Below are 26,709 nucleotides of genomic sequence, written 5' to 3'. Positions count from 1 at the left end.
TCGCCGCCGTCGCCCTCGCCGCCGCCGTCGGCGTGGTGACGACGGCAGTCGGCCGCGCAGTCGACCGCGCGGCGCCCGAGAGGCGTCCGTGCGCGTCCCCGGCGCGGACGTCGAAGTCACCGTCGCTCGCTCCTCCGGCGAGTAGTCCGACCCGACGGCCCCCGAACGTTATTTTTCAGTCGAGTGACGAGTGCGAACGATGCCCGGAACACCCGACCCCGTCCTCGGTTCGTCACTCCTCACGCACGCCGTCGGCGCCCTCGCGGGCGTCGTCGCCGTCCTCCTCGCCGTCCGGTACCGCGACGACGCGTCGCCGCGGACGTTCGCCGCCGTGGGTGGCGCCGTCTTCGCGACGCTCGCCCTCCTCCTGTGGTTCGTCGTGCGCGTCGCCACCGACGAGTTCGCGCAGTTGTCGATTCCGTCGCTGCCGACGTTCGCCGCCATCGTCCTCGCCTCGGGTGCGGTGCTGTTCGCGCACACCGCGCTCTGTCTGTACCTGTACGGGCGAGCGGGCTATCTCTCCCCCCTGCTCGTCCTGTTCGGCGCGACGGAGTTCGTCGTCTGGGTGTTCCTGCACGTCCGCGGCGAGACGGACCCCATCGGTCTCTACTGGCTCCTGTTCGGACCGCTCGTCGTCGGGGTCGCTCTCGCCCTCGCGGGCGTCGAGTACGGCGTGCGGCGAGTCGCCGGCGGCGGTGTCGGGGGCTGAGTCGGGTCACGCGTCCTCGGGTCGGTCGCCGGCTGAGTCGGGTCACGCGTCCTCGGGTCGGTCGCCGGTCGACTCGCCGCGAGTCCGGACCCGGCGGACGATCCACCCCACGCACACCGCCTCCGCGTAGAGACAGGCGAACGCCAGCGGGTAGAACAACCACGGGGCGCGGAGTCCGAGCTGGTTGTACGCCACGGTGTCGAGGAAGAACGCCGCGGCGAACGCCGGGAACAGCGGGAAGAACAGTTCGCCGGGGGCGACGCCGGCGGCGAACCCGGCCCACGCCGCGAGGAGGAGTGCGAAGACGCCGAGCGTGACGCGACTCGTCGCCGCACGCCGAGCCGTCTCGACCGGCGGTGCGGACATCTCAGTCGACCGCGTCGGGGTCAGGACCGGCCGTGTCGTCGTCACGTTCGGCCGTGTCGGCGGCGCTTCCGGCCGCCTCGTCCGCGAGTCGGACGGCGGTCCCGTAGGCCAGAATCTCCGCCGCGCTCTGGGCGACGTTCGAGGTGGTGAAGCGGACGTTGACGACGGCGTCGGCACCCAGCGATTCGGCCTCGGCCTCCATCCGGTCGGCGGCTTCGTCTCGCGCCTCGGTCATGAGCCCCGTGTAGGAGTTCAACTCGCCGCCGACGAGGTTGCGGAGGCTCTGCGTGACGTCGCGGCCGACGTTCCGCGCGCGGACCGTGTTCCCGCGGACGACGCCGAGCACTTCGGCCGTCTCGCGGCCGGGGACCGATTCGGTGGTGGTGGAGAGCATACCGAGCGGTGCGCGGCCTGCGGATTTATTCGTTCCCCCGACCATCTCGCGCACGATGGAGTTCCACCACCTCGGCGTCGCCACCGCCGACGCCAGCGGACTCGCCGCCCTGTTCGCCGAACTGTTCGACGCGCCGGTCGCCCACGAGGAGGAGTTCGACGGCATGACCGTGCTGTTCCTCGAACTGGAGTCGGGCTACTTCGAACTGCTCGAACCGCACGAGGGCGGCGCGATATCCCGGTATCTGGAGAATCACGGGCCGGGCATCCACCACGTCGCCCTGCAGACCGACGACATCGAAGGAGCGTTGGAGACGGCGCGCGGCGCGGGCGTCGAACTCATCGACGACGAACCGCGACCCGGCGCGTGGGGGCACCAGGTGGCGTTCTTACACCCCAAGTCGACGGGCGGCGTCCTCGTGGAGTTCGTCTCGCACTGAGTCGCCCCGGCAGAAACGGACGGAACACAATCACTTTGTCGGGGTCCGCCGAGCATGCCTCATGGAGCGAGCCGAACTGTACAACCTCCTCACGCTGTTTCTCGTCTCGATAGTGACCCTGAGTGCGGACCTCTCGACGTTCTCGTTCCCGATGAGTCTCCTGTCGTCCGTCGCCTCTGTCGTCGCGTTCCTCGCGGTGATACTGATTCCTGCGTACCTCCTCGCGGACGTCGTCGCGGACGCGGAGGACCGCCTGCGGTCCTGACCGGTCGCAGTCTTAGTCAGCGAAACCGCTCGGTCACGCCACGGTCACGAAAGGTAGTTTACCCTCGCCGCCGAGTGGCGAACGATGCGCGATTGGCTCTCTCACCGGGTGCGGACTTCGCCCGACGCGACGGCACTCGTCCACGCCGGCACGGGCGAGTCGTGGACGTTCGCCGAGTTGGACGGGATGGTCGAGGAGACGGCGGGCCGACTCGTCGCACTCGGCGTCGCGCCGGGAGACCACCTCGGCGTCGTCCTCGAACCCCGCGTCGAGTACGTCACGCTGATTCACGCGGCGATGCGCCTCGGCGCGACGCTCGTCCCGTTGGGCGACGGACTCACCGCGCGGGAACTCGGCCGGCAGGTGGAGACGGCCGACGTGACCGTCCTCGTCTGCGGCGCGGAGACGGAGGCGAGAGCAGTCGAGGCCACCGACGACGTGCCAGTCCTCAGCGTGGACGCGACGGTGACGGCGAACGCGACGGCGGTGGTGTCCATCTACGAGTTCCTCCCCGAACCGGTGACGCCCGCGACGTGGTCGCGGGAGGACGTGCAACTCCTGCTGTTCACCTCGGGCACGACGGGCGACCCGAAGGCGGTGCAACTGACGATGGGGAACGTCCTCGCCAACGCCGTCGCCTCCGTGTTCCGCCTCGGCTTCGACCCGGGGGACCGCTGGCTGGTGACGCTCTCGTTGCACCACATGGGCGGTATCGGCCCCGTCCTCCGGATGCCGCTGTACGGAACGACCGTCGTCCTGCGCGAGGAGTTCGAGGCCGGGCCGGCCGCCGACGACATCGACCGGTACGACGTGACCGGCGTCTCTCTCGTGCCGACGATGCTCCGACGGATGCTCGACAGTCGCGGTACCCTCGCGTCGTCGCTTCGGACGGTCCTCCTCGGCGGCGCACCCGCCCCGCGGGAACTCGTCGAACGCTGCCGCGACTACTCCATCCCCGTCTACCCCACCTACGGGATGACCGAGACGGCCTCGCAGGTGGCGACGGCGCCGCCCGACGAGGCGTTCGGCCACGTCGGCACCGTCGGGCGACCCCTGTTCTGGACGGACGTGACCGTCGTCGACGAGGACGGCGAACGGCTCCCGCCGGGCGAGACGGGGGAGTTCGTCGTCGACGGTCCCACCGTCTCGCCGGGGTACTACGGGGACCCCGAGGCGACGGCCGAGCGTTCGGCGAGTTCGGCCTCCACACGGGCGACGTCGGCTACGTGGACCGGAGCGGCCGCCTCTACGTCCTCAACCGCGTCGACGACCGTATCATCACGGGCGGGGAGAACGTCGACCCCGGCGAGGTGGCGGACGTCCTCCGTTCGCACCCCGGCGTGCGCGACGTGGCCGTCGTCGGCGTCCCCGACGCAGAGTGGGGCGAACGCGTCTCCGCGCTGGTCGTCCCCGAGACGGACGAACTCGACCGGACCGACCTCGAGGCGTACGCCCGCGAGCGACTGGCCGGGTTCAAGATTCCCCGCGCCGTGGCGTTCGCAGACGAACTCCCGCGGACGTCTCGGGCACCGTCGAACGGGACGCGGTCCGCGAACGACTGGCGGCACACGACGAGACGGACGACGGCGGCGAGAGCGACGGTAGCGACGGCATCGATTCGGACGACGGCGAAAGCACCGAACCGACGAACGACGGTGACGCCGCGGACGGGGCAGACCGGGCCGATGCGGGAGAATCCGACGGCGCCGGCGACGACGACGGCATCGATTCGGACGACGCGGCGGCGGGCGACTCGGACGGTACCGACGACAGACGGTCCCCGGAGACGGAGAACTGACGCGGCGACGCGGCGGACAACTCCTCTGTTCGGGTCGTCGGTTCACGAACGATGATTATAGTGGAGCACGTGGGTCCGAGGTATGCCCGGTGCAACAGACCAGACGCTCCGACCGTTCCTCTGGCGCGCGCAGAAGATGTTCCCCGACCGAGAGGTCGTCTCGCGGACGCACGAGGGGGTTCAGCGCTACACCTACGCCGAATACGGCGACAGAGTCGCCCAGTTGGCGAACGCCCTCTCGGCCGCCGGCCTCGGCGACGGCGACCGAGTGGGGACGTTCTGCTGGAACCACCACCGCCACTTCGAGACGTACTTCGGCGTCCCGTCGATGGGTGCGCAACTGCACACCATCAACCCGCTCTTGCCGGACCACCACGTCCAGTACATCGTCGAGAACGCGGCCGACAGACTGCTGTTCGTCGACCCCTCGCTCGTGGAGAAACTGGACGAGGCGTACGACGAGGAGGCGTTCGCCTCGGTCGAACAGTTCGTCGTGATGGGCGAGGAGGTGCCCGACACCGACCTGTCCCCCGTGACCGACTACGAGTCGTTCCTCGCCGACGAGGACGCGGCGTACGACTGGCCGGACCTCTCCGAGGACCAACCGGCCGGGATGTGCTACACCTCCGGGACGACGGGGAAGCCGAAGGGCGTGGAGTACACCCAGCAGATGCTGTGGGCGCACACGATGGCGTCGCTCCCCGAGGCGGGACTCGACCTCCGTTCGTCGGACGTGGTGATGCCCGTCGTACCGATGTTCCACGTCAACGCGTGGGGGATGCCGTTCTCCACCACCGCCGCGGGAGCCAAGCACGTCTACCCCGGCCCGTCGCCGACGCCCGCGGACCTCGCCAGTCTCATCGAGGAGGAGGGCGTGACGCTCACCGCCGGCGTCCCCACCGTCTGGCTCGGACTCCTCGACTACCTGGAGGAGAACGACGCCGACATGTCGTCGCTGGAGACCATCGTCATCGGCGGGTCCGCGGCCCCGCAGTCGGTCATCCGCCGGTTCGACGAGGAGTACGACGTGGACGTCCTCCACGCGTGGGGGATGACGGAGATGTCGCCCATCGGCACCGTCGCGCGCCTCAAGCCCGGGATGGAGTCGCTCCCGAAGGACCAGCAGTACGACAAGCAGGCGAAACAGGGCCTCCTCATCCCCGGACTGGAGATGCGCGTCGTCGACGACGACGGCGAGGAGGTGCCGTGGAACGGCGAGGACTTCGGTGAACTGTGGGTCCGCGGCCCGTGGGTGACGACCGAGTACTTCGAGCGACCGGAGGCCAACCAGGAGGACTTCGAGGACAACTGGCTGAAGACGGGCGACGTGGTCACCGTCGACGAGGAGGGCTACGTGAAGATCGTCGACCGGGCGAAGGACGTCATCAAGTCCGGCGGGGAGTGGATATCCTCCGTCGAACTGGAGAACACCCTGATGGCCAACGACGGCGTCGCGGAGGCCACAGTCGTCGGCGTCCCCCACGAACGCTGGCAGGAACGGCCCGTCGCGTTCGTCGTGCCCGCCGCGGGGACGGACGAGGACGCCCTCAAGGCGGAACTCGTCGAGATGGTGAAAGCGGAGTTCCCGAAGTGGTGGGCCCCGGACGAAGTCGTCTTCATCGAGGAGGTGCCGAAGACGGCCACCGGCAAGTTCGACAAGAAGGTGCTCAGAGACCAGTACGACGACCAGTCGCTGGTCGAGGGGAAGACGCCCGAGGACGCCGCGCCCGACGCCGACGACTGACGCGCGCCGGCCGCGCCGTCGCCGTCACCGTCTCGAAACGATAAACTCGTTTGAAGGTTTCCACAGTTCCGTGGATTATTTTACCTTACAATTCTACTCCGAGGTATGGACCTTCTCGACGAGAGCGTCGTCCCCGAACACGCGCGGGACGTCAAGCAGACGGCACGCGAGTTCGCCGACGAACACGTCCGACCGAACGCGGAGGAGTACTTCGAGAGCGGCGAGTACCCCTGGGAGATTCTGGAGGCCGGCATGGACGCCGGCATCGTGGCTCAGGACATCTCCGAGGAGTACGGCGGCAAGGGGTACGACCTGCAGCAGATTCTCGCCATCAACGAGGAACTGTACCGTGCGGACGCGGGCATCGCCCTGACGCTCATGCTCGCCTCGTTCGGCTGTGAGATAGTCGAACACTACGGCTCCGAGGAGCAGAAGGAGGAGTACCTCCGCCCGGTCGCCGAGAACGAGCAGATTTCGGGGCTCGCCGTCTCCGAACCCCAGACGGGGTCGGACATGGCCGGCATGACGACGACGGCGGAGAAGACGGACGAGGGGTGGGTGCTCAACGGCGAGAAGTACTGGGTCGGCAACGCCGTCGAGGCCGACTGGCTCACCGTCTACGCGAAGACGGACGACACCGACGACCGGTACTCGAACTACTCGATGTTCATCGTGGAGACGGACACGGAGGGCTACGAGGCCGAACACATCCCCGAGAAGATGGGGATGCGCGCCTCCAAGCAGGGCCACATCGTCTTCGACGACTGCACGGTTCCCGAGGAGAACGTCGTCGGAACCCCCGGCGGCGGCTTCTACATGCTCGCGGACTTCTTCAACCACGGCCGCGTCGTCGTCGGCGGGCACGGCATCGGTCTGGCCGCGCGCGCCATCGAGGAGACGTGGGAGTTCGTCCACGACCGGGAGGCGTTCGGCCGCAACATCTCGGACTTCCAGTCGACGCAGCACATCCTCGCGGACATGCGGATGGAGTTCGAGGCGGCGCGGTCGCTGAACTGGCGCGCCGCGGAGAAGGTCCAGAACGGCGAGAACGCCGGCTTCTGGGCGGCATCGACGAAGACCAAGTCCACCGAGACGGCGATGATGTGCGCCGAACGCGGCATGCAACTGCACGGCGGCCGGTCCGTCCTCAACGAGTACCCCATCTCGCGCGTCTACCGCGACGTGCGCATCCCGGTCATCTACGAGGGCGCGAACGAGATTCAGCGCAACCTCATCTACCGGCAGTCGAAGTAACGGACGTCGACACCCGCCTTTTTGTCTCGGTCGACCGATTCGCCGCCATGGAACTCCGTCTCGACCGGTTCGCCGCGGAGCCGAGAGGCTGGGAGACCGCCCGCGTGTTCGTCTTCGGTTCGCTGGCGTTCTTCGGTCTGTACGCGTCTTTCGCAGTCGTCTCCGGGAGCGGCGACGCCACGATGCTCGTCTTCGGCGTCGCCAACGCGATGGCCGGCGTCGCGGAACTCCTCCCGAAGCGACGGCAGCGGTGGGTGAACGCCCTGCGGGCGGGTGCGGTCGGCGTCCTCCTCCTCGTGGTCGCGGGAGCGCTGGGCCGCCTCCTCTGGTAGCGTCCGGTCACGAGGCGGCGTCCGCGGCCGCACCGTTCTCCGTCGGCGTCACCCGGCGTCCAACAGCAACACGCCGACGGCCAGCACCGCACAGACGCCCGCCAGCGTCGGCCACAGCAGCGACGAGAGCCCGGCGTCGAAGAACGCGCCGCCGACGACGGAACCGAGGCCGAACCCGAGTCGCTTCGCGACTTCCAAGAGGGACAACTGCGACCCGCGGTCCTCCGCGCGCCCCAGCGACGACGCCAGCGACGTTATCAGCGGCGCGTGCAGAATCTCGCCGAGCGTTCGGAGGACGAGGAACGCGCCGACGAGGCCGACGCCGAGCGTCGCGGACACGGAGGAGACGGCGGCGACGGCGAGCATGCTCGCGGCCCACAGCGACGCGGAGACGACCAGTCCGCGGGTCCGCCGCCACGAGGCGACGGCGGCGACGAGGGGGAGTTGGAGCGTGACGATGACCAGCGGATTGAGGACGTACAGCGTCCCCAGTTGGGAACTCGTGAGTCCCAGCGTCTCCTCGGCGACGACGGGCACCGTCGTCTGCATCTGCGCGTACAGCACGGCGAAGCGACGTTGAGGACGGCGAGCGTCAGGACGCGACGCTCCGAGAGCGCCCGCCCCCAGTCGCCGACGGCGTCGCGGAGGGCGGCGCCGTGTCGCCCTCGTGGAGTCGCGGCAGGGCGTACCAGAGGACGCCGGCGACGACGGCGCAGGTGAGACCGTCGAGGACGAACACGGACAACGCGGCCACCTCGTAGAGGACGCCGCCGACGACGAACCCCGCGCCGAAGCCGGCGTTGTTGCCGACCTTCAGGAGGGCGAACGCCCGGTCCCTGTCGCCGCCCTCGGTCAGGTCGGCGATGGTGGCGTGACTCGCGGGCGTGTAGAGGCCGAGCGTGAGGCCCGCGGCCGCGGCGACGGCGACGAACGCCGGTCCGCTCTCGACGAGGGCGTAGGCGGCGAGCGTCACCGACGAGAGGAGCATGCTGGCGACCATCACGGGCTTTCGGCCGCGCCGGTCGGCGAGGTAGCCGCCGACCGCCGTGCCGACGGCGGTGGCGACGTTGTTCGCGAGGAGGCCGAACCCGACGACGGACAGCGAGATGCCGACGGCGAGGTGGAAGTGGACCGTCGCGAACGGGTAGACCAGCCCCGAGCCGAACAGGTTGACGAGTTGGCCGGCGGCGACGGCGTACACCGGTCGCGGGAAGCCCCGGAGGGCGTCCAGCGAGAACGACGGGGACGACACGCGCGGCGGTTCGGCACGCCGGGTGGAAAGCGTCCCGGAACCGGCGTCCCCTGCGCCGTCTGCACCGCGACTCGCCCCGGCCGCACCGCGCGCCGGGCCGACCGCCGCACTGACGGCGTCGACCCGTCAGCGGCGTGGACTGTTCCGAAGCCGCTGAGAAATGTTATTTGGTACCATGGGGCGTACTTCGGGTCGGTATGTCTACCGAACACTCGCTGGAAGACGCGGTATCGATAGTGACCGGGGCGGGCGGACAGATCGGCGAGGGAATCGCGGTGGAACTGGCGAAGGCGGGCAGCGACGTCGTCGTCGCGGACGTGGACGTCCTCGACACGGAGTACAACCAGCAGTCGTCGACGGAGGTCGGCGGCGCGACGCGGGCCGAGGAGGTGGCCGGCCGGGTCGAAGAACACGGCCGGCGGGCGCACATCGTCGAGTGTGACGTGACGCACGCCGACCAGGTCGAGGCGATGGTCGAGGAGACCATCTCGGAGTTCGGCCGACTGGACGTCCTCTGCAACAACGCGGGCATCATCACCTTCGACACGGTCGACGAGATGGACGAGGCGGAGTGGGACTCGGTGATGGACGTGAACGTCAAGGGCGTGTTCCTGCCGTCGCGGGCGGCGATTCCGCACCTCAAGGAGTCGAAGGGGTCGATAATCAACACCGCCTCCATCGCCGGGACCATCGGCGCGGCGGGACTGGCCCACTACTGCGCGTCGAAGCACGCCGTCCTCGGACTCACCAAGTCGCTGTCGCTCGAACTCGCCGGCGACGACGTGACGGTCAACGCCATCTGCCCCGGCATCGTGGACACGCCGATGTGGAGCAAGGTGCTGACGCCCCAGATGGGCGAGGACTACGAGGAGACGGTCAAGCGCGCCATCCCCCTCGGCCGCGACCAGTCGCCCGAGGACATGGGCCGCCTCGCCGTCTTCTACGCGACGAACCGGAACGTCACCGGGCAGGCACTCGCCGTGGACGGCGGCATCCTCCAGAACGTCATCTGAGCCCTCCCCGCGCCGCCGTTCGGACGAATAGTTATCCCCGCTCCGGCCTACCGGCCAGTATGGTCGATGCGTCAGTCAGACTAGTGGACAGAGGTCGCGTGCACGCGGACATGGGCTACGTCGTGGACGGCTACACGATGGGAAGCGCGTCGAACCCGAACCCCGACCACGAGATGGGGGAGTTCGTCGTCTGGAACGCGGTGATAGACCACCCCGAGGGGACGTTCCTCTGGGACACGGGGTCGCACCCCGAGGCGGGCGACGGCTACTGGCCCGAACCGCTGTACGAGGCGTTCTCGCACGTCGACGCCGCGGAGCACGAACTCGAAGCGGACCTGAACCGCGTCGGCTACGACCTGTCGGACATCGACGCCGTCGTGACGAGCCACCTCCACCTCGACCACGCCGGGGGCCTCCGCGCGTTCGCCGGGACGGACGTGCCGATATACGTCCACGAGGAGGAACTGAAGTTCGCCTACTACTCGGCGAAGACGACCGAAGGCTCTATCGCCTACCTCGCCTCGGACTTCGACCGCGACCTGAACTGGAACGTCGTCCACGGGCACCGCCACACCGTCGCGGAGGACTTCGAGTTGCACCACCTGCCGGGGCACACGCCCGGCGTGATGGGCGCGCGAATCGACCTGCCCGGGGAGACGGTACTCGTCGCGGGCGACGAGTGTTACGTGGACGCGAACTACGCCGACGAGGTGCCACTGGGACCGGGTCTGCTGTGGTCCGAGCGGGACTGGTTCGACAGTCTGCAGACGGTGAAGGAACTCGAACGCCGCACCGGCGGCGACGTCCTCTACGGGCACGACCTGGCGCGGTTCGAGTCGTTCGGCGACGGTTGGAACGTCTGACCGCCCGGCGAGTAGTTGTCCGCTCCGAACAATACCCCTCGCTCCGGAGAGTCGCGAAACCAGACAGCTTGTTGATACGAGAGCCGCGGAGGTCGGCTCACGGACCGATGCGTGACGCTACGCGAGACGGCGAACAGACGCAGTATTTCGCTCTCTGCACACAACCTTGGAAATCCTTAAGGGCGCGTGTCCAGTAGTCGGGGTACCTACATGAGTCTGCCAGACCTCCCCGATTTGGACGTCGAGGTGCCGGCTATCTCGGCGGAGTCGCTGAAGTCGCGACTCGACGGCGGCGAGGAACTCGTCCTTCTCGACACCCGCCCGCCGGAGAAGCACGAGGAGTGGCGCATCGACGCCCCCACCGCGACGCACGTCAACCGCCCGTACACCGAGTATCTGGACGCCGAACTGACCGACGAACTCGTCGCCGGCCTGCCCGATGACGAGGAGTTCGTCGTCCTCTGCGCCGTCGCCCACACCAGCGAGTTCGTCGCCGGGAAACTCCGGCAGGCGGGCTACGACGCCGTCGTCCTCGAAGACGGGATGGAGGGCTGGGCCGGCCTCTACGAGTACGCCGAACTCGACACCGACTTCGACGGGACCGTCGGCCAGTACCACCGACCGTCCAGCGGGTGTCTCGCCTACCTCGTCGTCTCGGGCGACGAGGCGGCCGTCGTCGACCCTCTCCGCGCGTTCACCGACCGCTACGTCGCCGACGCCCGCGAGTACGGCGCGAGCATCGAGTACGTCGTCGACACGCACGTCCACGCCGACCACGTCAGCGGACTGCGCGAACTCGCGGCGGCGACGGGTGCGAAGACGGTCCTCTCGGCCGCCGCGGCGGCCCGCGGCGTCGCCTACGACGCGGACGCCTCGTCGAGGACGGCGACGAACTCACCGTCGGCGACGCGACGCTCGAAGCGATGGCGACCCCCGGGCACACCTCCGGGATGACCTCCGTCCGCGTCGGCGACGTGCTCCTGACCGGCGACGGCCTGTTCACCGACAGCGTGGCTCGACCCGACCTGGAGGAGGGCGAGGCGGGCGCTCGCGACGCGGCGCGGACGCTGTACGAGACGCTCCAGGAGCGGATTCTCCCCCTCCCCGACGACACGCGCATCGCTCCGGCCCACACGTCGGGCGGGGCGGCCACGCACGAAGACGGCACGTACACGGCTCCCCTCGGAGAACTGACCGCGCGCATGGACGCGCTCCGGTACGACCGCGAGGCGTTCGTCGAGTACGTCCTCTCGGACATGCCGCCGCGGCCGGCGAACTACGAGGAGATAATCGAGACGAACCTCGGCCGGACCGACGTGGACGACGACGAGGCGTTCGAGTTGGAACTCGGCCCGAACAACTGCGCCGCGGGGACGGCCGACTGAGCGACGATGTTCGATCTCTCACTCGCCGCCGTGGCCGCCGTTCCGCTCGCCGGCGTCGCCGACCTCTTGTCCGTCGCTTCGCCGACCTGTTCCCGAACGGCTGGGTTCACTACGCCCTCGGCGGCGTCCTCATCGGCCTCGGCGCCTCCGTCATCTACCTCTCGACGGGCATCATCGCCGGCGCGAGCACGTTCCTCGAATCGACGCTGTCGTACGTCTCGAACGTCCCGCGGTTCAACAAGGGGAAGTACGTTCGCTCGCGCGACTGGCGCGTCGTCTTCACCGTCGGCATCGTCCTCGGCGCGGCCGTCTACGCCCTGACGCTCGGTCCCGGCGGGTGGACGACCGAGGTCCAACCGTGGCGGCTCCTCGTCGGCGGGACGCTGGTCGGCGCGGGGACGCGCCTCGGCAAGGGTTGCACCTCCGGCCACGGCGTCTGCGGCATCGGGTCGGGGTCGAACACCTCCATCGCCAACGTCGCCACGTTCATGCTCCTCGCCATCGGGACGGCGCAACTCGTCGCCGCGCTGGGGGTGTCGCCGTGAGCGCCGAGAACGGCGTCCGTCCGGCGCAGGACGACGCTCACCCCCTGTTCCTCCCCGTCATCTTCGTCGGCGGGCTGGTGTTCGGGTTCGGCCTCGGCCTGAGTCGGATGGCGCGGCCCGAAGTCGTCCTGAACTTCCTGCAGTTCGAGGACTTCGGCCTCCTGTTCGTGATGGGCGGCGCCGCCGCCGTCACCGCCGTCGTCTTCACCGTCGGCGTCAGACTGAAGCGCGGCGCACCGCTCACCGGCCGGCCGTACGAACGCCGCGAGAAGTCGTTCGACCGGAACGTCCTCTTCGGCGGCGCCGTCTTCGGCGTCGGCTGGGGACTCTCGGGCATCTGCCCGGGCGCGGCCTACGCCAGCCTCGGCGTCGGTAACGTCCCCATCCTCTGGGCTATCGGTGGGATGTTCCTCGGGGCGTACGCGCAGGGGTATCTCCGGACCGCGCTCGGGTCTCCGACGACGCCGCGGCGACGTCGGCCGACTGACCCGCGCGACTGGCCGGGCGGCGCCTCGGACGGACCCGTCGAACGGCGTTCGCACCGTCGGACGCGGTTGGGTCAGTGTTGTACCGTTCAAACAAACCCTTTTTACCGCGGACTCCCAAGAAACGACGAGTATGCCCGATTCGATGGCCGAATATCTCCAGGCCGACATGGAGTGCGAGGGGCTCTTGGAGTGTCTTCACGGCCTCAAACAACTGGACAAGGAAGTGTTCCGAACGCTCGTCGAGTCAGCCGAACCGCTGACCGTGGACGAGGTAGCCGACAGCGTCGAGCGCGAACGTTCGACGGCCTATCGGGCTATCCAGCGACTCCTGCAGACGGGGTTCGTCCAGAAGGAGCAGGTCAACTACGACCAGGGTGGGTACTACCACGTCTACCGACCGACAGACCCGGACGAAGTCGCAGACGACATGCAGCGGATGCTCAACGACTGGTACGCGAAGATGGGGACGCTCATCCAGGAGTTCCGCGACAAGTACGAGCGAGAAGAGGAGGCACCGCAGGCCGAAGTCGCGACGTCCGAGTGAGACGGGCTATTTTTCGTGCCGGTTCGGGCGCTCCCTAACGGCTTAGGCCGACTGTCTATGCCCGCGTGGCCGCTATCCGTAGGTGGCGAATCACAATGTCGAAGAGTGAACCGGGACTTACCGAGCTGACGGAGTACTGTGACAACTGTGGCGTCCGAACCGCGCACGACGTCTCCATCGAACTGAAGACGGAGAGTTCGAAGCAAACCAATCAGGAGTTCTCGCGGGAGCCGTACCGCGTGACGGAGTGCGTCAAGTGCGGTGACGAGACCAGCCAACGAATGAACGACGCGTGACCGAATCCGCCCCCGTATCGTCCGGCGACCGCTCGCCCCACCGCTCGATAGATACACGGGCGACCCCGAGCGACGGTGCCGAACTCCGGTGGATTCATCGTACCCATGACCCTCACATCAGCTGACGTGCCGACGAAACGCCCCACCGTCCTCGTCGCAGACGACGAGGCCGCCCTGACGGACAGCATGGCCGTGTGGCTGTCCGACGACTACCGCGTGCGGACCGCCTACGACGGCCACGAGGCGGTCAGCGCGTTCGGTCCGTCCGTCGACGTGGTCCTCCTCGACCGGCGCATGCCGGGCCTCTCCGGGGAACGCGTCCTCGAACGACTCCGCGAGGCGGAGGCGAACGCGCAAGTGGCCCTCCTCACGGCGACCAGCGTCGAGGAGTTCGGCCCGGAGGTGGCCGAACTCGGCTTCGACGCGCACCTCACGAAACCCATCTCCCGAGACGAACTCCTCGACGCCGTCTCGGACCTCGCGTCCGCCTCCGAACCCCCACAGCACTGACTCGACGGCGACGTGCCGCGTCGGGAGCAGTCGCTCGTTCTGATACCGTCTCGTCCGAAGGACCCACGAGCGTCGCGTCGACCCGTCGTGACCGCGCGCTCTCGCCTCCGCGACGCCCGACTCCTCAGTCGCGGTTCGCCGAGTCCGCTATCTGCCGCCGTTCGTCCGCGGACGATTCGGCCGTCTCCTCGAAGAACGTCGCCATCAGTTTCTGCTCGCCCGCGCGCAAGTGTTCGTGAAACGTCGGCGCGGAGATACCGAGCGACTCGGCCACCTCCTCGGCCGTGCTCCCGCGCGGCCAGTCGAAGTAGCCCGAGACGAACGCCGTCTCCAACACGTCCCGCTGTCTGTTCGTGAGTTTGTCCTCCAGTTCGCGCTTGAACGTCTCCGTCGACTGGACCGAGCGCTCGACTTCGCGCTTGGCGACGACTTCCATCGCGGGGAACGCCGACTGGAGGGTGTCGCTCAGGACGCGCAGGTCCGCCTCCGGCGAGACGGTGACGACGAGCGACCCGTCCCCGTCGGCGGCCGTCAGGGTTTCGACGCTCGCGCCGAACTCGACGAGGGGGACCAGCACCGTCGAGTCCGCGACGCGAAACTCGAACAGCGACTTCTCGGGCGTGTCGGTGATGGTCCGCGCGTGTTCGACATCGTCGTGCGTGGTGAGGTACTCGAGGACGGTGTCGGCGGCGGCTCCCTCGACGCTGACGTAACAGGAGATGCCGCCGTCGGCGGCGGGGGAGAACCCCTGCAACGAGACGCGCGCGCCGACGGCCGCCGAGAGGTCCACGAACAGGTCGCCGTGGTCACCGTGCGTGAACTCCAGTTCCACCGCCGTGTCGCTGTAGAGGAGGCGCTTGGACTCGGCGGCGTTGATACCGTGACCGATGGTCGCGCCGAGTTCGTCGAACACCGCTCTGTCGTCGTCGTCGAACGACTCCTCGCCGTCGGTGTAGACGACGAGCGCGCCGTACGCGGTGTCGCGGTAGGCGATGGGGACGACGATGGCGGAGAGGCGCTCCGGCGACAGGTCCGTCGCGGACCCCTCGTCGGACTCGAACACCGCCCGGAAGTGGTCGGCGTCCACGCGTTCGACGAGTACCGCGTCGAGGTCCTGCAGGGCCGAACGAACGAGAGGCGTGACGGCGTCCGTCTGTCCGTCGAGGCGGGGCAGCGTGATGCCCGCGGCGGTCCGGCAACTGACCGTGTCGACCGTGTCGCTGTAGCGTGCGACCCACGCGCCGAGGTAGGAGTCGAACGACGCGAGCGCTTCGCACACCGTCTCCTCTATCTCCTCGCGCGTCGTGGCGTCCACGAGCGCCCTGTCGACCTCTCTGAGCAGGTCGTTGATGTGGTGCAGGCGGTCGAGTTGGCGCTGGCGACGCTCGATTTCGTCCTCCTGCCCCCGTCGAACCGTCTCCACCTGTTGGCGGAGTTCGTTCAACGCCTCCGGGTCGCGGAGGTCCTCCACGTCGCGCGTCTCCAGGGCCGCCTCGGTCGATTCGAGCGCGAAGAACTCCCGGACCTCCTCGTCGAACTCCGACCGCACGACCAGTTCCTCGACGGCCTCGCGGACGTCCGTCTTCGTCACCGGCTTCACGAGGTAGTCGTCGAACGGCATGTCGACGATTTCGGTGTCCGGTTCGACGGCCGTCATCATCGCGACGTGGCAGTCGAGCCCTCGCTCTCGGAGGCGTTCGAGGACGTCGTCGCCCGACAGGTTGGGCATCCGACGGTCCAGGAGGACGACGTCTACCGTCTCGTCCGCCTGCGACAGGGCGTCCTCGCCGCCGTACGCGACGCGGACCTCGTAGTCGTCGCGGAGCCAGTATTCGCAGGTGTCCGCCAGGTCCTCGTCGTCGTCGACGACGAGAACGACCGGCTTCGCTGAGCGATTCTCGCCGTCGTCGCCCAGCGAACGTTCTGTGGACATGTTGATAGCGTTTCAGACTGCCCCCACAGATATATATCTGGCCCTTGGGGTGTCGAATTTAACACCACGGAAAAATTAACGAACGTTAAAATCTTCGCCGAACGCACCGTCAGGCGGTCTGAAACGTGATGGTGAAGATGGCACCCTCCGGGTCGTTGTCGGTCACGTCCACGCGGCCGCCGTAACTGTCGACGAGTTCCTTCACGAGGTAGAGGCCGAACCCGCTCCCCGGCGTCGAGAGGCCCTCGATGCCCTTCTCGACGATGCGGCGTTTCTCCTCGTCGGGGATGCCCGGCCCGTTGTCGGCGATGCGGACGGACACCGTGTCGTCGTCTCGTCGTTCGACGCCGACGGTGACGCGCGGGACGGCCTTGTCGTTGTGCTGGACGGCGTTCGAGAGGACGTTCTCGAACACCTGCGACAGCAGGTCGTCCGCCATCACCTCCACGTCGGGTATCGCTCCGTCCGTCGAGACGACCACGTCCGCGTAGTCGTCGTCGAGGCGTTCGAGTTCGCGGACGAGCGTCTTCCCGAGGGGTTTCGGCACCAGTTCGTGCGACTCGCTGTCGACGATGGCCTTCGTGACGTCCGCATCGTCTCCACCAAGTCGACCATCTCCTCGACGCGGTTGCGCACCGTCACGAGGTGGTCCCGTCCGGGTCCCTCGACGAAGTCTTCGAGAATCTCCGCGCGGGCGCTGACGACGTTCAGCCCGTTGAGGAGGTTGTGGCGCAGGATGCGGTTCATGAACTCCAGTCGCTCGCGTTCGCGGCGGAGGTCCCGTTCGTGCTGTTTTCGGTCGGTGACGTCCCGGCCCTCGGGGACGAGGAGGACGACTTCCCCGCGTTCGTCTCGCACCGGCGTGATGGAGAAGTCGACGACGAGTTCCTCGCCCGTCTTGGGGTCCGTCCCGGACGCCTCGTAGCGCACGAAGTCGCCCGCGGAGGCCCACCTGATGGCGTCCTTCAGGCCGTCGACCGTCTCCGCGTTCGCGTCCCACCACGGGGCCTCCCAGAACCGCTTGCCGACCAGTTCCGACCGGTCCGCGCCCGCGAACTCCGTGGCGGCGTCGTTCACCTTCAGCACGGTTCCGTCCGGTTCCATCAACCCCATGAACTGGAACGTCCGGTTGAAGACGGCTTCGAGGCGGCGTTCGCGGCGCCGGCGGTCGGTCATGTCGCGAACGACCTTCACGAACCCTCGACACGTCCCGTCCTCGTCGGTCAGGGCCGAGACGGTGACCGACGCCCAGAATCGCTCCCCGTCCTTGCGGACGCGCCACGCCTCGTCTTTGGCCTGCCCGGTCCGCCGCGCCTCCGCCAGCATCTCCTCGGGGTGGCCGTCCTCGGCGTCCTCCTCGGTGTAGAAGATGGAGAAGTGTCTGCCGAGCACCTCGGACTCCGAGTAGCCCTTGATGTCCTCGGCACCGCGGTTCCAACTGGCGACGTGACCGTCCGGGTCGAGTCGGAAGATGGCGTACTCCTCGACGTCGTCCACGAAGGTGCTGAACTCCTCGCGCCGCCGCTTCAGTTCGCGTTCCTCCTGCCGACGCTCGACGGTGTCGATGGCGTGCGTGATAGCGTCGCCGAGTTGTTGCAGCGAGTTCGTCGGACCGTCTTCGGTGCCGAAGGCGCCGACGCTGTCGGAGTACAGACAGAGGACGCCGTAGTTCGACCCGCGATACTCCAACGGGACGCACGCGCACGCCCGGTACCCGCGTTTGAGTGCCGCCTCGCGCCACGGTTCCCACGCGTCGCACTGTTCGATGTCGGCCGTAATCTGCACTTCCCGCTCCGACACGGCGCGCCCGGCGGGGCCGCGTCCGGTCTCTTTCTCCGGGTCGATGGAGAACGACCCCTCGTCGAGGTAGCCGTGTTCCGCGCCCGCCCACGCCGACGGTTCGATGTCGTCGCCGTCGACGCGACCGATCCACGCGAAGTTCAGCGGCGTCGTCTCGACCAGCCGACTACACACCAACTGCTCGATGTGTGCCCGCGAGATGGCGTCCTCGCTGGCGCTACTCACCTCGCTTATGACCTGCGTGAACGTCTCCAGGATGTCGAGTCGGTCCCGCTGGCGTTCGAGACGCTCCTCCCGGTTCCGGCGGTCCGTCACGTCCCGGAAGTAGACCGTGAGGCTCGTCTCCGCGGGGTAGGCGTCCACCTCGAACCACCGGCCGAGTGGACCGTAGTACTCCGTGAATCGCACGTGTTCGTCCTCCTCGAACGCGCGTTCGTACTCTCGCTGGAACGTCGAACTCAGCGCGGCCGGGAACTCGTCCCACACCAACTCCCCGATGAGTTCGTCCGGGTCTCTGTCCAGCAACGCCGACGCCTTGCCGTTGAGATAGGTGAACCGAAACTCGGTGTCGAGTGCGAACACCGCCTCGGAGGTCCGTTCGAGGTGTTCGTACACGTCCGCGTCGAGTTGGCCGCCGGCCTGATTCGTCGGGGTGTGCTCCATGATGGTCGCGACGCCTCCCAAACCGGAGGCCTCGTTCTTTGTAGTCTATCTTAGTGCGAAACATATACGGCTTTCCCCATCTCTCAGCCGTCGGGGGCCGCCTCGTTCGACTGCATTTCCGGGCGGTGTGGTCGCGACGCCGATTTCCACGGGCGCGGCCTTTACCCGGCCTGAACCCCTACTTTGCGACGATGAAGAAGAACGAACTGGTCCATCTCCACGCCCTCCTGACGTGCGTCGCGGAGGACTTCGTCGAACGGGGCGTCGTCGACGAGAGCGCGTTCGCGGAGTACCGGGAACTCGGAACCACCTCGATTGCGCTCCGCGCCTCGCGCGGCGACCACGCGGCCGCCGTCAGACTGCTCACCGACGTCCTCTCGTCGGCCGCCGCGGACGCCGACGCGTCGAACGACACGTCGTCGGACGCCGACTCCGCCGCCGACGGCGGGGACGGAGAATCAGCGGACGCTGGGGCCGTGACCGGCGACGACCGACGCCTCACGACCCGGTAGTCGGACGGGCGACGCCGAGGTCGTCGCTCGCCGACCGGACGGCGACGGCGCGGTGAGTTCCGACCCGAAGCGCCGACGGCGCGAACGAGGAACCTACAAGGGGGCCCCTGACCACGTGCCCGTATGCGACTGCAGGACTACTGGGGGGTCGGTCCGAAGACGAGCGAACGACTCCGCGAGACGCTCGGCGTCGAACGGGCCGTCGAGGCCATCGAGGGTGCCGACATCAGGACGCTCGCCGACGCGGGTCTCCCCCGCGGGCGGGCGGTTCGAATCCTCCGGCGGGCGAACGGCGCGGCCGGGATGGACGCCCTCGGCACGCGCGACGTCCACGACGTGTACGACGACCTGTTGACCCTCGCCAGCGAGTACGCCGTCACCGACCACGCCGCCGACCGGATTCGCGTGCTCACGCCGCTGGAACGGGTCGAAGAGCGCGAGGAACGACTGGACGACGTGGAGGCCGCCCGCGAGGCGTGGGCGGCCCTCGACGAGGCGTCGCGGACGGCCGTCCTCGACGCGTTCGAGCGCTACGACGAGGCGGGCGGGACCGACCGTGCGGCCGTCGAGGCGGCCCTCTCGCTCCGCGAGGCGGGACTGCGCGGGACGACGTTCGCCGCCCTCGACGGCGTGGACGACGACGCACTCCGCGACGCCGCGGGCGCACTCGGCTACGTCGAACCCGACGGCTCCGTCGCCGCCGGCGCCGACGAGGAACTGGACCGACTCCGGGACAGACTCGACACCGTCCGCGGACTGGAGAACGGCGCGCTGGACGTCCTCGAATCGGTCCGGTCGCGCGGCGTCCGCAGTCTGGAGGAGTTCCAGTCGGCGTTCGTCGAGTACGTCGCCGAGGAGTCGGACCTCCGGCGCGGGCGCATCGAAGCCGCGACGGCCGCCGACGCCTACGACGAGGCGGACTTCGCCTCGACGACGCTCCGGACGCTGGTGGAGGAACTCGAAGCCGACGTCGAGGCGCGCGAGGAACGCGTCGCGGCCGACCTGCGGGGCGACGTGGAGGCCGCCCGCGAGGACGTGGACGCCGCGCTCACCGCCGTCTCCGACATCGCCTTCGAGTTGTCGCTCGGGCGGTTCGCGGCGGAGTACGACCTCACGCGCCCCGCACTCGTCGCCGACGGCGTCGCCGTCGTCGGCGCGCGGAACCTCACGCTGTCGGGCGACGTCGACCCCGTCTCCTACGCCGTCGGCACGCACGGACTCGGCGGCGGCGACGCCGCGCCCCCGTCGGGGGACCGGGTTGCGGTGCTCACGGGGGCGAACTCCGGCGGGAAGACGACGCTGTTGGAGACGCTCTGTCAGGTCGTCCTCCTCGCCTCGATGGGCCTGCCCGTCCCCGCCGAGGCCGCAGAGGTCGGCGACTTCGACACCATCGTCTTCCACCGACGGCACGCCAGTTTCAACGCGGGCGCCTCGAGTCGACGCTGAAGTCCATCGTCCCGCCCCTCGCCTCGGGCGGGCGGACGCTGATGCTCGTCGACGAGTTCGAGGCCATCACCGAACCCGGCCGGGCGGCCGACCTGCTCAACGGGCTGGTGTCGTTGACGGTCGACCAGGAGGCTCTCGGCGTCTACGTGACGCACCTCGCCGACGACCTGAGTCCGCTCCCGGACGAGGCGCGCATCGACGGCATCTTCGCGGAGGGACTGACCGAGGAGTTGGCGCTTCGCGTGGACTACCAACCGCGCTTCGGTACCGTCGGCAAGTCCACGCCGGAGTTCATCGTCTCGCGCCTCGTCGCGAACGCGCGCGACCGCGCCGAACGACAGGGGTTCGAGGCGCTGGCGGCCGCCGTCGGCGAGGAGGCGGTCCAGCGGACGCTGTCTGACGCCTTCTAGCGCATCTCTTCGAGGCCGACGAACGCGTCGAGGTCGGCGGACAACCACGCCGCCATCCGGTCGAGACAGCGGTCGCGACGCGGATAGACCGTACACCGGTCCGGTTCGCCGTCGTACTGGACGACGACGCTGTGGAGTTCGTAGTCTCGACCGTCGATTTCGCGGAACGTGCTCGCGGCGGCGTCGGTCGTTGCCCACGGTTCGGACGGCCCCTGTGAACTGGCGGGTGAGTCGGACATATGCGTCCTCAGTTACACGTGGCGCCGCCGGCCTACATAACCCCTGCTAAGTCAGCTCAATAGACACCACGGCCGATATTTAGTCCACAATATAGAAAGTCCATATTTCGGAGGTGTTCGCGTCGACTGGCCGCACTCGCCCGGTCTGACGCAGACCCTGACGTTTTTCGGCGTCCACCGCCGATGGGGGGTGATGTTCGAAGACCGCTCCGGCCGTCTCCCCGACAGGCGACCGCTCAAAGGGTACGGAGCGGCGGTCTTCGTCGGCCCGGACGGGCCGCGCGTCTTCGTCGGCGGTTACGGCACCGACAACCGCCTCCTCGCGCCCGACGGGACGGGGAGTGTCGCCGACGTGCGCCCGAGGCACTCGCGGACCCGCACGGTCACGCGTTCGGCGTCGTCGCCGCGGACGTGGACGCCGACGGCACGGAGGAACTGTACGTCCACAACAGCGACGCCTACGGCGGCATCGCCACGGAGACGGACCGCCTGTTCGACTGGACGGCGAGAGGGTGGCGAGACGTGTTCACCCTCCCCGTCAACGCCGGGCGCGAGAACGTCCGCGCGGGCCGGTCCGTCGCCGCCGTGGACCGTCTCGGGACCGGACGGTACGGGCTACTCCTGGCGTGTTACGGCGCGCCGATGCGCTTCTACGAACTGGGCGACGACGACGAGGTGACCGACATGGCCGAGGAGGTGGGCGTCGACTTCCTCACCGGCGGCCGGTCGCTCGTCGTCGGCCCCATCGTCACCGACCGGACGGACGTGTTCGTCGGCAACGAACGCGGCCCGAACTACCTGCTCCGCAACGAACGCGGGCACTTCACCGACGTGGCGGCCGAGTTCGGCCTCGACGCCCCCTCGGAACACGCCCGCGGCGTCGCCCTCGTGGACCCCGACGGCGACGGGCGGTTCGACCTCGCGGTCGGCAACTGGGAGGAGCCCAACCGCATCTACGAACGACGCGGCGACGGGTTCGTCGACGTCGCCCCGGCGGCGTGGAGGGAACCGACCCGGACTCGGACGGTCCTCGCCGCCGACTTCGACAACGACGGCACCTGCGAACTGTTCGCCAACGCGATGGGCGCGCCGAACCGACTGCTCCGCCACCGCGACGGCGAGTGGACGGTCGGTGACCCCGGCGCGGCGCGGGAACCCCGCGGACTCGGCACCGGCGCGACGGTCTGCGACGTGGACGGCGACGGAACGCTCGAACTCCTCGTCGTCCACGGCGAACTCGGGTCGCAACCGCTGTCGCTGTACGCCGCCCCCACGGAGAACGAGTGCTCCGGGTCCGCCCCGTGACGGAGTACGGCGCGCCCGCCCGCAACGCCGTCGTGACGCTCCGGACCGACCGCGGCGCGCAGACGCGACTCGTCTGCGGCGGGTCCGGCTACCTCTGCCAGATAGAACCGGTGGCGCACTTCGGCCTCGGCGGCGACACCGCCCCGTTGGCGACGCCCCGCGAGGTCACCGTTCGCTGGCCCGACGGGCGGGTGCGAACCGTCGAGACGCCCGCGTCGGAGACGGAACTGACGGTCCGCCACCCGGCGACCCGCGACCCGTGAGGCAAGTTCCGCCACCTGAGTCGGAGTCAAGTGCGTCCGGTCACTCTCCCCGTGGAGAGATGGTAGACCCGACCTCTGACCTCGGGGCGGACGTCGACGAGTCCGACGCGCCGACCTGTGCGACCTGCGGCGACCCGATAGTGCAGTCGGCGACGCACCGCGTCGTCACGTGGATCGAAGACGGTTCTGTCCGGCATCGCCACTTCTGTTCTGACGACTGTCGCGACGCGTACGACGGCTAGGCGGGCGGCGGCGTCCGCGGCGGACGGCCGGTCGACGAACGGCGACCCGGCGAACGGCCACTCGGCGGCGACTCGACCCGCGGCTACTCGACCGACGACCAGAACCGGTCGACGCCGAACCGAAGCATGTCCGGACTGACCGGCGAGAACTCCTCGCGCTCGGCCTCCGGGAAGTACTCGCGGACGCCGTTCCACGAGTCCCGAGCGTAGCGTGCATCCACGAACGCGCGGATGCCCACCTCCTCGGGGCCGCGGATGACCCGGCCGATGGCCTGTCTGGCCTTCCTGACCGCCGGCACCGTGAGCGCCGCCTCGAACCCGTCGCGTGTCGCTGATGCGTCCCGCGGGCTCCCGCTCGCGTCGCTCGCGGGAACGTCCCCGAACTCGCGGTCGTACGCCGTCTTCAGCGCCCGCGTCCGCGGACTCGACGTGTTGATGATGGGGACGCCGCAGACGACGGCCGCGGCGAGTCTGTCCGCCCCGGTAGTCGACGCCCTCCGTGAGCGTCCCGCGCAGACTCGTCACCAGCACCTTCTCGCCGCCGCCGAAGAAGTCGGCCTTCAGGCGTTCGGTCGCGCCGTCGTCGGACGCCTCGTCCAGCAGTACCGTCTTCGACAGTCGCTCGTCGAGTTCGCCCGCCATCCACTTCGCCTCTGCGTAACTCGGCATCCCGACGAGGACGTTGCCCGGCGAGGCGGCAATCTCGGCGCAGGCGTCCACGTACGCCCGTCTCGTCTCGTTGTCCTCGCCCGGCGGCCCGCGGTTCTCGTAGGTGAACTTCGGCACGTCCACGGCGAACGACGCGCGGTTCTCCGGGGGGAAACCGAGCCCGTACGTTCGCTCGACGACCGGACGCCCGTCGGCTTCGAGGGCGTTCAGCCCGGTCACCTCCCGGAAGACGTCGAGGGGGGCGAGCGTCGCGGACATGAGGACGCCGCCGCCGAACTCCCCGAGTCGGTCGGCGATGGCGTCGCCGGGGATGCAGTTGTGGAGCGCCAGATGCGCGTTGTACGCCCGCCGCCACGACTCCTCGCGGGCCGTCTCGTCCCACGTCCGGTCGAGTTCTATCTCCCGGAAGAACGACGTGTGGTCCGCGCGCGCCCAGTTCGCCAGCGTCCGCCCGACGGCCGGCGCGGCGCGGCGTTTGTCCTCCTCCTCGGCGCTGTTCAGGACGCGGGCGGCGACGGCACCGACCGTCTCCGCGCGGACCCACGTCCCCTCGTCGTAGCCCGCCGCCTCGGCCCACTCGGTCAGTTCGTCCGTCGCGGGTTCCTCGGGGTCCCGCAGGGGTATCTCGTCGTCGTCCAGTCGGGTGAGGTCCGCGCGCCAGTCCGGGAGCGTCCGGTCGAGGTGGGCCGTCACGCGGCGGTCCACCTCCTCGCGCACGTCGCGCACGAAGTCGCGCGTCTCCTTCAGTTCCCGGAGCGTCACGTCCGCGTCCTCCAGTTCGCCGCGGACCAGGTCGGCGTCCTCTGTCGCCTTCCCGCCGTCGTCGAACTCGACGGGCTGGACGACGCGAGTCAACTCGTTCTCGGCGTCGCGCAGGGTGGCGTCGCCCACGCCGTCGCTGACGAGTTCGCGGACGCGCGGTTCGAGCATGTGCGCCTCGTCGCAGACGACGAACGTGCTGTCGTCCACGAGGGCGCCCGTGAACGACCCCACCGTCGTCGGGTCGAACGCGTGGTAGTAGTTGCCGACGACGACTTCGACGTGCGGCAGGACCGCGCCCATCACCGAGTGCGGGCAGGTGCCGTACCCGGCCGACAGGCGGACGAGTTCCTCGGTGTCGACGAGGCCCAACTCGGTCACGTCGAACGGGACGGCCTCCACCGGGTCGCCCTCCTCGGGCAAGTCGTCCAGAAACGTCGCGTAGAACGGACAGTACTCGGTGTCCTCGTACTCGGCCGTCTCGGGCAGGTAGGGCGTCGGTTCGCCGGCGGTTTCGAGGTAGTCCGGCCCGCCGCCGGACGCGCCGGTGTCGAGGAGGCCGGTCTGTGCGGCCCGGGCCTCCTTCACCAGCTTGCCCGTCGAGGCGACGCCGCCGTCATCGCCGGACTGCGTCCGGCTGCCAGCGGGACTTCGTCCCGCGCTGCCGACGAGGTTCCGCGTGCGCTCTCTGAGACCCTCGCAGCGGTCGTACACCGTGGCGTCGTCGATACCCGCGACGCTCTCGCGACTGTACGGGCAGACGTCCGCCTTGCCGACCAGCGTCAGCCCCGAGACGGGGTTCCAGTCGTCGGGCAGTCCGTCGTTGATGGTCCGCAGGTCCTCCTCGAACTGTCGCAACTGCTGTTTGACGCTCGTCAGCACCAGCACCCGTTCGTAGTCGGAGTCGGGGTCGCGGACCCGGTCGATGCCGGCCGTGAGTGCGAGCATCGTCTTGCCCGTCCCGCACGCGCCCTCCACCACGAGGAAGCCGTCGTCCTCGGCGGCGTCGATGGCCGCGTCGATGCCGTCGGCTTGCTCGGGGTAGGGTTCGGAGTGCCGAACACGGCCTGCCAGTTCACGCGTCTCACTCCCGCCGCGGTGGTCATATGGGTGTCGGTGATGGCCGCGCGTTCGCACTTGAACGTTCGCGCGGCGGGCGGACCGTCGCGTGCACCGCGGCCGCCGTTCCGCGCCGCAGTCGGGCGGTCGGCGGCGGCGCAGGGCGCCGCGCCTCCGACGCCTCCCCGGCAGCCGGACGCGTTCACGCCGGACGGTGCGACGGGGTCGGACACGTTCGCGCCCCGCCGGTCCAGTTGCCGTCACCCGGCGCGCCGGTGACGGCCGACTCGGGCACGTCGAACGGTCGCCCCGCCGCCGACGCCGCGGCGTAGGCGTCTAGGTCCCCGGTTCGACTCGTCCGTTCGAGGAGGAACTCCGTCTGCGCGGGCGTGAGGTTGCCCTGCGAGGCGACGAGAGCGGCCGCGCCGCCGACGAACGGCGTCGCCGCGGAGGTGCCGTAGAACGCGCCGACGGAGTCCGTCTCGACGCCGTCCGGCGCGGCGAGGTCCACCGACCCGTCGCGCCCGAGCGAACTGTACGACCGGACCGACCCGTGCGACCCGATGGCCCCGACGGTGATGATGCCGTGCCCCGTCGTCGGCGCGACGACGCTCCCCGCGGCGTCGGTGTTCCCCAGTCGGTGGCGAGCCGAGAACAACTGCACCGTCCCCGGCGACGCGACGCCCTCGCGCGCGTACAGGGCGACGTAGTAGTGGCCCTCGGGGACGGCAACGTCTATCGCCTCCATGCCGCCGCGGGAACGCCGCGTCGACTTCGCCACCACCGGGTCGTCCGACCCCGGCAGGTCGCGGTAGAGGTACAAGTCGTAGTCGGCCGCGGTGTCCCACTGCGCGCGGAGCGACACCCGTCCGGAGACGGTGCCCTCCCCGAGGTAGTTCGCCTGGTCGGTCGCCGAGAAGTTCACCCACCCCGCGGCGGTGCCGTCGCCGGACCAGTGGTGGCCCGCGTAGTTGCCGGCGGAGGTGACGTAGATGGCCCCGTGGTCGATGGCGTACTGCGCCGTCCGCGAGAGGTTCGCCGAGGCGTTCGCCGTCCGCGGGAAGTAGCTCCCCGAGTCGACGACGACGTCCACGTCGTTGGCGACCAACCAGCGCACGGCGTCGTCGTACCGGTCGGTCGTCGGCTCCGACCCCACGGCGGCGAGGTACAGTTCCGACTCGGGTGCCGTCTCGGCGACGATTTCGGCGACGG

Annotated in this window: 25 protein-coding genes and 5 pseudogenes; 20 read left to right on the top strand and 10 right to left on the bottom strand. The window is 69.2% G+C overall.

Features of this window, described 5'->3' with window-relative positions; translation table 11 throughout:
• The first annotated feature begins 199 nt into the window (after positions 1 to 199).
• Positions 200 to 709, top strand: a complete 510-nt coding sequence (locus GJ632_RS02675; RefSeq protein WP_191451993.1) for a hypothetical protein — start codon at positions 200 to 202, stop codon at positions 707 to 709.
• A gap of 42 nt (positions 710 to 751) precedes the next feature.
• On the opposite strand, the gene GJ632_RS02670 is transcribed toward GJ632_RS02675, so the two are convergent.
• Both GJ632_RS02670 and GJ632_RS02665 read right to left on the bottom strand, forming a co-directional pair.
• Positions 752 to 1,075, bottom strand: a complete 324-nt coding sequence (locus GJ632_RS02670) for a hypothetical protein (protein WP_191451992.1) — start codon at positions 1,073 to 1,075, stop codon at positions 752 to 754.
• Position 1,076: 1 nt separating this feature from the next.
• Entirely contained in the window at positions 1,077 to 1,469 is a 393-nt protein-coding gene (locus GJ632_RS02665) for a YbjQ family protein (protein WP_231751265.1), read from the bottom strand.
• 55 nt (positions 1,470 to 1,524) lie between these two features.
• Here GJ632_RS02665 and mce point away from each other — a divergent pair, with 55 nt between their 5' ends.
• From mce to GJ632_RS02635, 6 genes and pseudogenes are all read left to right on the top strand, one after another.
• The gene (mce, locus tag GJ632_RS02660; RefSeq protein WP_191451991.1) at positions 1,525 to 1,908 is read left to right on the top strand and encodes a methylmalonyl-CoA epimerase; all 384 of its coding nucleotides are present in this window, start codon (positions 1,525 to 1,527) and stop codon (positions 1,906 to 1,908) included.
• Positions 1,909 to 1,969: 61 nt separating this feature from the next.
• A complete protein-coding gene (locus GJ632_RS02655; protein WP_191451990.1) occupies positions 1,970 to 2,173 on the top strand; it encodes a hypothetical protein in 204 nt (67 codons plus the stop codon).
• Between the two features lie 84 nt (positions 2,174 to 2,257).
• Positions 2,258 to 3,971: pseudogene (menE, locus tag GJ632_RS02650) on the top strand (o-succinylbenzoate--CoA ligase).
• A gap of 82 nt (positions 3,972 to 4,053) precedes the next feature.
• Positions 4,054 to 5,715, top strand: coding sequence for a long-chain fatty acid--CoA ligase (locus GJ632_RS02645; RefSeq protein ID WP_089806525.1), 1,662 nt, complete (start codon positions 4,054 to 4,056; stop codon positions 5,713 to 5,715).
• A gap of 105 nt (positions 5,716 to 5,820) precedes the next feature.
• Positions 5,821 to 6,969 (top strand): acyl-CoA dehydrogenase family protein, encoded by a 1,149-nt coding sequence (locus tag GJ632_RS02640; RefSeq protein ID WP_191451989.1) that lies wholly within the window; start codon positions 5,821 to 5,823, stop codon positions 6,967 to 6,969.
• 47 nt (positions 6,970 to 7,016) lie between these two features.
• Positions 7,017 to 7,301 carry a hypothetical protein gene (locus GJ632_RS02635; protein ID WP_191451988.1) on the top strand — a complete coding sequence of 95 codons (285 nt, stop codon included), beginning with the start codon at positions 7,017 to 7,019 and terminating at the stop codon, positions 7,299 to 7,301.
• A gap of 48 nt (positions 7,302 to 7,349) precedes the next feature.
• On the opposite strand, the gene GJ632_RS22865 is transcribed toward GJ632_RS02635, so the two are convergent.
• On the bottom strand, positions 7,350 to 7,865 hold the full coding sequence (locus GJ632_RS22865; protein ID WP_343160979.1) for an MFS transporter: 516 nt from the start codon (positions 7,863 to 7,865) through the stop codon (positions 7,350 to 7,352).
• Positions 7,866 to 7,893: 28 nt separating this feature from the next.
• The gene (locus tag GJ632_RS22860; RefSeq protein ID WP_343160977.1) at positions 7,894 to 8,553 is read right to left on the bottom strand and encodes an MFS transporter; all 660 of its coding nucleotides are present in this window, start codon (positions 8,551 to 8,553) and stop codon (positions 7,894 to 7,896) included.
• A gap of 197 nt (positions 8,554 to 8,750) precedes the next feature.
• Here GJ632_RS22860 and GJ632_RS02625 point away from each other — a divergent pair, with 197 nt between their 5' ends.
• The 8 genes and pseudogenes from GJ632_RS02625 to GJ632_RS02590 all read left to right on the top strand — a co-directional run bounded on the left by GJ632_RS02625 (position 8,751) and on the right by GJ632_RS02590 (position 14,197).
• Positions 8,751 to 9,566: an SDR family NAD(P)-dependent oxidoreductase gene (locus GJ632_RS02625; RefSeq protein WP_191451987.1), complete on the top strand. Its 816-nt coding sequence runs from the start codon at positions 8,751 to 8,753 to the stop codon at positions 9,564 to 9,566.
• Between the two features lie 59 nt (positions 9,567 to 9,625).
• The gene (locus tag GJ632_RS02620; protein ID WP_191451986.1) at positions 9,626 to 10,429 is read left to right on the top strand and encodes an N-acyl homoserine lactonase family protein; all 804 of its coding nucleotides are present in this window, start codon (positions 9,626 to 9,628) and stop codon (positions 10,427 to 10,429) included.
• A gap of 210 nt (positions 10,430 to 10,639) precedes the next feature.
• A pseudogene (locus GJ632_RS25735) lies at positions 10,640 to 11,814 on the top strand (MBL fold metallo-hydrolase).
• Positions 11,815 to 11,900: 86 nt separating this feature from the next.
• The gene (locus GJ632_RS02610) at positions 11,901 to 12,359 is read left to right on the top strand and encodes a YeeE/YedE family protein (RefSeq protein ID WP_191451997.1); all 459 of its coding nucleotides are present in this window, start codon (positions 11,901 to 11,903) and stop codon (positions 12,357 to 12,359) included.
• A pseudogene (locus GJ632_RS02605) lies at positions 12,356 to 12,826 on the top strand (YeeE/YedE family protein); the annotation flags it as partial. The gene GJ632_RS02610 and the pseudogene GJ632_RS02605, both read left to right, overlap by 4 nt.
• A 151-nt stretch (positions 12,827 to 12,977) precedes the next feature.
• On the top strand, positions 12,978 to 13,391 hold the full coding sequence (locus GJ632_RS02600; protein WP_089806505.1) for a helix-turn-helix domain-containing protein: 414 nt from the start codon (positions 12,978 to 12,980) through the stop codon (positions 13,389 to 13,391).
• Positions 13,392 to 13,486: 95 nt separating this feature from the next.
• Complete coding sequence (locus tag GJ632_RS02595) at positions 13,487 to 13,687, top strand: hypothetical protein (RefSeq protein WP_089806503.1); 201 nt, start codon at positions 13,487 to 13,489, stop codon at positions 13,685 to 13,687.
• Positions 13,688 to 13,792: 105 nt separating this feature from the next.
• Positions 13,793 to 14,197, top strand: a complete 405-nt coding sequence (locus GJ632_RS02590) for a response regulator transcription factor (protein ID WP_191451985.1) — start codon at positions 13,793 to 13,795, stop codon at positions 14,195 to 14,197.
• Between the two features lie 124 nt (positions 14,198 to 14,321).
• Here GJ632_RS02590 and GJ632_RS02585 read toward each other — a convergent pair whose 3' ends face one another.
• The 3 genes from GJ632_RS02585 to GJ632_RS02580 all read right to left on the bottom strand — a co-directional run bounded on the left by GJ632_RS02585 (position 14,322) and on the right by GJ632_RS02580 (position 18,614).
• Positions 14,322 to 16,130: a bacterio-opsin activator domain-containing protein gene (locus tag GJ632_RS02585; RefSeq protein WP_191451984.1), complete on the bottom strand. Its 1,809-nt coding sequence runs from the start codon at positions 16,128 to 16,130 to the stop codon at positions 14,322 to 14,324.
• A gap of 109 nt (positions 16,131 to 16,239) precedes the next feature.
• Positions 16,240 to 16,677, bottom strand: a complete 438-nt coding sequence (locus tag GJ632_RS22855; RefSeq protein WP_343160976.1) for a sensor histidine kinase — start codon at positions 16,675 to 16,677, stop codon at positions 16,240 to 16,242.
• Complete coding sequence (locus GJ632_RS02580; RefSeq protein WP_231751264.1) at positions 16,569 to 18,614, bottom strand: PAS domain S-box protein; 2,046 nt, start codon at positions 18,612 to 18,614, stop codon at positions 16,569 to 16,571. The genes GJ632_RS22855 and GJ632_RS02580 overlap by 109 nt, the downstream gene beginning before the upstream one ends.
• Before the next feature lie 170 nt (positions 18,615 to 18,784).
• Between GJ632_RS02580 and GJ632_RS02575 the strand changes: the two genes are divergently transcribed.
• Positions 18,785 to 19,105, top strand: coding sequence for a UPF0058 family protein (locus tag GJ632_RS02575; protein ID WP_191451983.1), 321 nt, complete (start codon positions 18,785 to 18,787; stop codon positions 19,103 to 19,105).
• 123 nt (positions 19,106 to 19,228) lie between these two features.
• Positions 19,229 to 20,961: pseudogene (locus GJ632_RS02570) on the top strand (DNA mismatch repair protein).
• Here GJ632_RS02570 and GJ632_RS02565 read toward each other — a convergent pair.
• On the bottom strand, positions 20,958 to 21,200 hold the full coding sequence (locus GJ632_RS02565) for a hypothetical protein (RefSeq protein ID WP_089806489.1): 243 nt from the start codon (positions 21,198 to 21,200) through the stop codon (positions 20,958 to 20,960). The pseudogene GJ632_RS02570 and the gene GJ632_RS02565 sit on opposite strands and share 4 nt — an antisense overlap.
• A 411-nt stretch (positions 21,201 to 21,611) precedes the next feature.
• Here GJ632_RS02565 and GJ632_RS02560 point away from each other — a divergent pair, with 411 nt between their 5' ends.
• Genes GJ632_RS02560 through GJ632_RS02555 form a run of 3 tightly spaced genes read left to right on the top strand, consistent with a single transcriptional unit; the run spans position 21,612 to position 23,010 of the window.
• A complete protein-coding gene (locus GJ632_RS02560; protein ID WP_343160975.1) occupies positions 21,612 to 22,505 on the top strand; it encodes a VCBS repeat-containing protein in 894 nt (297 codons plus the stop codon).
• The gene (locus GJ632_RS25105) at positions 22,502 to 22,768 is read left to right on the top strand and encodes an ASPIC/UnbV domain-containing protein (RefSeq protein ID WP_343160974.1); all 267 of its coding nucleotides are present in this window, start codon (positions 22,502 to 22,504) and stop codon (positions 22,766 to 22,768) included. Before GJ632_RS02560 ends, GJ632_RS25105 begins: the two co-directional genes overlap by 4 nt.
• A 59-nt stretch (positions 22,769 to 22,827) precedes the next feature.
• On the top strand, positions 22,828 to 23,010 hold the full coding sequence (locus GJ632_RS02555; RefSeq protein ID WP_191451982.1) for a hypothetical protein: 183 nt from the start codon (positions 22,828 to 22,830) through the stop codon (positions 23,008 to 23,010).
• A gap of 83 nt (positions 23,011 to 23,093) precedes the next feature.
• Here the strand turns inward: GJ632_RS02555 and GJ632_RS02550 are convergent.
• Together GJ632_RS02550 and GJ632_RS02545 are read right to left on the bottom strand one after the other, a co-directional pair.
• A pseudogene (locus GJ632_RS02550) lies at positions 23,094 to 25,544 on the bottom strand (ATP-dependent DNA helicase).
• Positions 25,545 to 25,699: 155 nt separating this feature from the next.
• Positions 25,700 to 26,698, bottom strand: coding sequence for a S8 family serine peptidase (locus tag GJ632_RS02545; protein WP_394351775.1), 999 nt, complete (start codon positions 26,696 to 26,698; stop codon positions 25,700 to 25,702).
• Between the last annotated feature and the right edge of the window lie 11 nt (positions 26,699 to 26,709).

The sequence above is a fragment of the Halogeometricum sp. CBA1124 genome (assembly GCF_009741955.1).
GTDB classification, from domain to species: Archaea; Halobacteriota; Halobacteria; order Halobacteriales; family Haloferacaceae; genus Halogeometricum; species Halogeometricum rufum.
This window is presented reverse-complemented; position numbering and strand designations above follow the sequence as displayed.